The 5,918-nt window shown below is 36.2% G+C and carries 5 protein-coding genes; 2 read left to right on the forward strand and 3 right to left on the reverse strand.

Translation table 11 applies throughout. The features are described from left to right. Positions 1-76: 76 nt before the first annotated feature. Positions 77-799 (reverse strand): DUF6261 family protein, encoded by a 723-nt coding sequence (locus ABY905_RS13010; protein ID WP_372644563.1) that lies wholly within the window; start codon positions 797-799, stop codon positions 77-79. Between the two features lie 651 nt (positions 800-1,450). On the opposite strand from ABY905_RS13010, the gene ABY905_RS13015 reads away from it, so the two are divergent. Beyond that, entirely contained in the window at positions 1,451-2,209 is a 759-nt protein-coding gene (locus tag ABY905_RS13015) for a restriction endonuclease (RefSeq protein ID WP_372644565.1), read from the forward strand. 320 nt (positions 2,210-2,529) lie between these two features. On the opposite strand, the gene ABY905_RS13020 is transcribed toward ABY905_RS13015, so the two are convergent. Both ABY905_RS13020 and ABY905_RS13025 read right to left on the reverse strand, forming a co-directional pair. Further along, positions 2,530-2,871, reverse strand: coding sequence for a DUF6122 family protein (locus ABY905_RS13020; protein ID WP_372644566.1), 342 nt, complete (start codon positions 2,869-2,871; stop codon positions 2,530-2,532). Positions 2,872-2,959: 88 nt separating this feature from the next. Further along, positions 2,960-4,402: a peroxiredoxin family protein gene (locus ABY905_RS13025; RefSeq protein ID WP_372644568.1), complete on the reverse strand. Its 1,443-nt coding sequence runs from the start codon at positions 4,400-4,402 to the stop codon at positions 2,960-2,962. Positions 4,403-4,668: 266 nt separating this feature from the next. On the opposite strand from ABY905_RS13025, the gene ABY905_RS13030 reads away from it, so the two are divergent. Further along, on the forward strand, positions 4,669-5,918 hold a 1,250-nt coding region (locus ABY905_RS13030; protein ID WP_372644570.1), incomplete at its 3' end, for a cysteate synthase.

The following is a 5,918-nucleotide window of genomic DNA, read 5'->3' on the forward strand; positions in this document are numbered from 1 at the left end:
GAGCTTATTCGAAGAGTAGGAGGACACTCCAAATTTAATTGGCGCGTTGGAGGAATAGTACCAGGATTGCTTGATTCTAGTTCTCTATTGCGACTTCCTTATCCTTCTTTGCTCTTCTTTTAATAGCCTGATTGGCATCGCTAATAATTTGCGATACGGTTTGAGCCAATTCTCCATAGACAGCTCCGTTAGCTTGTTGCATGGCTCTTAAATACACAACGATTTTGTCATTAATAATTGAAACAACTTCTTTTTTAATTTGAGTGGCAGACTCTGTTAGTCCTTCCTTCGCTTTTTCCTCTTCCCAAGCAAAATTTGCTACTTTAAAATTATTCTGAGCCGCTTGCAAATCAGCTATTACCTCGGTACAGCCCGATACTGCAGTAATATCGGCTTGAAGTACAGGTGCCGATAAATCTTGAAGTAAAGATTCTATTAAGGATGATTCAATTGCGTAGGTTTCGTTAATTATTTTTAAACCATACTTCATATAAGTATCAAATAGATTTTCACCAGCAGCCTTAATCTCTGCAATTGGATGATGTGTTGCTCCTAGTAGTAAATAGTTTAAAGCTTGCACTTTCTCATCTCTAGCAACATCTAGTTCGTCCAAATTAGACTCCACTTTGCCGCGATAAATTGCTGTTCCCAACAAGCCAGTCCAAGTTTGTAAGTTGGTGAAAAGACCTCCTATATAATTGTCACCTTCGAAGGTTTGTTTGTTAAATGCCATTAGTAAATTATCCGAAGCGGTATTTGTTTCGGTTGTTCGGCATCTAGAATTTAATTTTGGAATCATTTGTTTCGTTTTTATGTATTATTAATAATTGGGGTATTAAATTATTCTTGGGTTAATTATAATTTGTTATGGATAATAAAAGTATAATTTATTTTTAGATATCGTAAGTGTTTTTGAATAATTTATGACAAATAGTTGAACATTCTTATGACAAGCTAAAATAGTTCTCATGTTAACTTCTCCATTAGAAAAGTGCCCAATGCTTCACCAAGCCTTTGTTTAGGCTATGAGTAAATGCCCAAGGCTCGACTATGCATTTTTCGAGCCTATGGGCAAATGCCCACGCTATGTTTAAGCGTTTATTTAAGCCATGGGCAAATGCCCACGCCATGTTTAAGCCTTTGTTTGAGCTTTGGGCAAATGCCCACGATATAGTTGCGTACTTATTTAAGAGGTGAGATTATAATAACGAAGCATGTTAATCATTCTTTGACTATGCTTTCGAGTTATTGTTCGTAATTGTGTAGGTTTGTGTGGAACAGGATATATGATCGTTTGGTTGTGTGTTTTGGAAGAGAACAGCTAGATTTTTACTTAAAGTATAGATATAATGGCAAAATTAACATTCGATGAAAAACAATTAATAGAATCCGTTTTCGGAATGGGTGGGGGTATGTGCTTAATTTTGGTAACCGTCAATTTGAAGAATTTATGGAGGATGTGGTATCCTACAATATATATGAGAAGTACCCTGATTTATCAAAAGCTAAAATGCTGAGAGAGTTTCTTAAAGATGAATCAGAGTCTTACGTAGGAAAAGCTATTGTATTGCTTATTAACCATATGAAGGATTGTGGTTTAGTTGAGGATAATGTCAAAGATAAGGTAGATAGATTACAAAAAGTAGGTGAGAGATTTCTTGGTAAAACGCAAAGTAATAGAACTTTTGAATCGACCCAAATCAATAAAAAAAGTGAAGCGAATATAGATTTTAAAAAATTGAAAGATTCTTTGTTAGATATTGAAAGTATTTCACCTGCACAAACTAGAGGATATGCTTTTGAAAAATATTTAAATGAATTATTTAGCACATTTAATCTTGATCCTCATGCATCTTATCGTACAGATCATGATCAGATAGATGGAAGTTTTAAATTTGGTAGTGATACAGTTTTAGTTGAGGCTAAATACAAGGCAAAGGAAATTACAAAAGATGATTTAATTTTGTTTGAGAGAAAGATAGAGTCCAAATCTCATTTTGTAAAGGGTTTATTTATTACATTTTCAAGTATTTCAAATAAAGCAAAGGAATATTTTAAGGATAGTGGTTCTAGAATTATTGTCTTGACAGTTGAAGAAATATTTTTGATGTGTCAAAACGAAATTTCTTTAATTACCGTTTTAGAAAAAAAATATAGAGAGTTAGATGAAAGAGGTTTAATCTTTAAGCATATTTTGCAATTAGTTTAAAATGCAAATATTGATAATGGTTGAACTTGCTAATTAGTTAACTATATGCAGTCGTGAGCATTTCTCCTCCCGTTCCCAGAGCGGAGTCGAAGGGTAGGAGGAGTACCCGAACTTGTTTGGGGGAGGTGGTTTAAGATTCTTTTGAGATTTAATTTAAAATACTCTGTTTTAAATTCCTTGTCTTTGCGATGGAGCCATAGCGACTGAATCAATCTTTCAATAGGAGCGCAACTGTAAATTAATGTTCTGCTCATTTATTATGAGATTACCACGTCCTCATACTTCGTCCTCGTAATGACAGTCTTTCATATGATATAATCTTAATGGCTGAGGAAATTTGTCCACAAACAATCCTGAAAATCGGTAAACATGTGCAGTAGTAAGCCAATGGCTACGATACGCAGTTTGGGGAAGAATGCCATAATAAAATAGATGGCAATGGCATAATAGGAGTGTAGGGGGTGAAAGCCAATGCTGCATCGTCCTGCTTCGAATATGGGGCTTGCCAATAAGTGATCTAAATCGACCAGCATAGTAGCCAGCATAATGAGCCATGCCTTTTTCCACTGACTGCGAAAGAAAAACCAAGCGATTAATCCGGGAAATAATAGGTGTAGGCTATAATGTACTACGTATTGAAGAATGTGTAGAAATTCAATCATTATATAGGTCTGTTAATTTTCGGTTTAGGAGTGAGTCAAAAAAAAGCTATCCTGATATGGATAGCTCTTGTGTTTTGATCTAGCTGATTTATGATTTCTCAGCTTTGCGTTTTCTCTCGTGATCTAAAAAGCCTTTCAAATTATCGATGTCTAATCGTTTAGCAACAATCTTTTTATCCTTATCGAGCAGGTAGATGGTAGGGGTTGAATACACATCGTAGTATATCCTAAAATTCGAATGATAATTTGGATCGTAACAGTTTACGAAATCGAACAGTTCATTCTCCTCTATATATTTTTGCCAAGCCTCTTTGTCTTGTTGGGTGTATACCGCCATAATTTGTACGCCTAAATCTTGGTAGGCATCAAGAATCTCTGGTTTTAAACGAGGCGTTACTTTCTTACAGTGCCCACAATCGGTCTCGAAAAAATATAAAACGGTAAAGTTAGCATCTAACTCATGTAGTTTTACAAACTCACCATCTATGGTTTCAAGAGCTAAATCCTGAGCTTTCATGTCAATTAAATTGTACTGAAGTTTAATAACTCGCTCTTTAATATTAGCCATTAGTGTTGAGTCAGCCCAAGTAGCCTGTCCACTTAAATAGTAGCGTTTAGCCAAATCGACAAAGGCAGCATCTACACCCATAATCTTCGATTTAATGGCATAATTAAGTGCATACTGCGTGTAATACTGGAAACATTTTTTGTTAGGGCGAGCTTGCTCAATCAACTTGATTGATTCTTTTACAATGGAGTCGCGTTGTTGTATTAGTATGTTTTCGAAGAAAAATGCAAGTTTATCCTTTAGTAAAGGTGTGCGAAGAAATCTATCGTCAGCAGGAGTCAGATTCGATAGAAAGTGATCCTTTGTCCAAAGGTAATTTCTGAGTTTAATCTCCTTGTCACGATCGGGGAAATCAGAAGCAATAGAATCGTTGAAATCTGGTGCTTCAGGAGAAAGAGTAAAGTTGGCAAATTCCGAAACAAAGCTAGGCTTAGGGAATTTTTCGTTTAATGTCTTGATATAGGCTTTAACTTCGATATCCGCATTTTTGAAGAGTTCACGATATTCGGCCTTGGCTTTTTCATCCTTAAGCTTATCCTTATATTCTGCCTGAAGTTTTTTACTCGTCTCCGTTTTAGCTTTCATAAATTTCTGGAAATCGGCAAAGGCTTCACTCTCTTTAGACCCATTTATCACAAGCTTATTAACAAAATTTTCAGAATCAGATTTGATTGAGAACTCTTGATCGTTACCAATCAAAAGGTCGAAGTATTTTTGTGAAGGAAGATAGACCACATAGATTCCTTGATCTAACAGACTATCTTTCTCGAACAAACCAACACCATTGATAAGCTTAGTGGTATCATCGGCAAAGATTCTTCCGTCCAAATAGTGGGCAAGGTATGCTGAGCTGTCGCTTACATTCTCAAGCTTAATATCAATTTTTAAGTTTTGAGATTGTCCGTTTAAATTTCCTAAAACAATTGCTGAAAGCAGAATGAGAGATCTGTAAAATAGTTTCATGTGTATTTTGATAGATGTAAATTTCAAAGGGGAAAATTACAAAATATTGAAATTAAAACAGCCATTCCACTGGATTGAAACGTCAATAATTGTTAATTGAATCATAAATTACTGAATCGGGCCTTACTTTAATGTCTTGAAAGTGCTAATTAGGCAGGTATTTACTCGCTTTAAATTTTTCATTTCATAGATTATGCTGAGTCTTATTGATATCTAATAATCAATTGCTATTTTTAGACTTTCAAAAAAACAAAACATTATTTAGCATGACAAAAGAATTTCAAGCTACCCAATATAAACTAGAGTCGGTAAAATCAGGAAAACGATTTGATGATGAAGGTTGGACTTTGGATGCACCAGGCGAAAGTTATCCATCATTGATTAGAGCGATCTATGAGAAGAAACAATTGGAAGTTAAAGACAATTCATTGGGGATTTATAAGTTCTCTGACTGGTTGCCTATTCATAAAATGTTAGAAGGATCTTCAGCACCAGCAACCTATAAAAGTGAAGGATTAGCCAAGTATTTAGGTCTGAATAATCTATATATCACTTTTAGTGGCTACTGGCCCGAGAAAGGTGCCAATTTCCGTACTTGCTCTTTCAAGGAGACTGAAGCATATGCTGTTGGTGGTCGTTTGAATTCAACTGATCAGGTATTGGTGGTTGCATCAGCGGGTAATACCGCAAGAGCTTTTGCTCGTGTTTGTTCCGATAATAATATTCCATTGCTATTATCTGTGCCTGAGGATAATTTGTCTGCACTTTGGTTCGATGAGCCTATCAAAGATAATGTTCGTTTAATTGCGACTAAATCGGGTAGTGACTACTTCGATGCGATTCACCTTTCAAATATAGCTTGTGCTTTGGACGGTTTTGTAGCCGAAGGTGGTGCAAAAAATGTAGCTCGTCGCGATGGTATGGGAACAACTGTTCTTTCTGCAGTAAGCGAGATTGGTCAGATTCCTGATTATTATTTTCAAGCTGTAGGGAGTGGAACAGGGGCAATTGCTGCTTGGGAAGCAAATCTAAGATTTATAGAAGATGGTCGCTACGGACAGAATAAGATGAAGCTAATGGTTTCTCAAAATGCGCCATTTCTACCCATTCATGATGCTTGGAAAGCTGATTCACGAGCGATGTTGCCTTTAGAGGATAAGATGGCTCGTAAGCAAGTTGAGGAGATTGATGCAAAAGTATTGTCGAATCGTAAACCTCCATACCCAATTGCAGGTGGTTTATTCGATGCCATGAAAGATGCTGGAGGCGATGTCTTGGTTGCAAGCAATGAGGAATCTATTGAAGCTGGGAAACTTTTCCTTGAAACTGAAGGTAACGATATTCACCCAGCAGCAGCAGTGGCAGTCGCGACTTTGATTAAGCAAGCCAAAGAAGGTAAGCTTGATAAAGATGCCTGCATCATGCTAAATATTACTGGTGGTGGTGAAGAGCGTATTAAAAGAGAAAAAGAAGTGACTTATTTGAAGCCTTCACATGTTTTCGATATCGATGCGGA

Origin of the sequence: Ancylomarina sp. (assembly GCF_041555295.1) — a bacterium.
Classification (GTDB): domain Bacteria; phylum Bacteroidota; class Bacteroidia; order Bacteroidales; family Marinifilaceae; genus Ancylomarina.

What these genes read in the sequence shown, in the direction of transcription:
- ABY905_RS13010 (WP_372644563.1), bottom strand. Translation starts at nt 799, where the DNA reads ATGATTCCAAAATTAAATTCTAGATGCCGAACAACCGAAACAAATACC.
- ABY905_RS13015 (WP_372644565.1), top strand. Translation starts at nt 1,451, where the DNA reads ATGGAGGATGTGGTATCCTACAATATATATGAGAAGTACCCTGATTTA.
- ABY905_RS13020 (WP_372644566.1), bottom strand. Translation starts at nt 2,871, where the DNA reads ATGATTGAATTTCTACACATTCTTCAATACGTAGTACATTATAGCCTA.
- ABY905_RS13025 (WP_372644568.1), bottom strand. Translation starts at nt 4,402, where the DNA reads ATGAAACTATTTTACAGATCTCTCATTCTGCTTTCAGCAATTGTTTTA.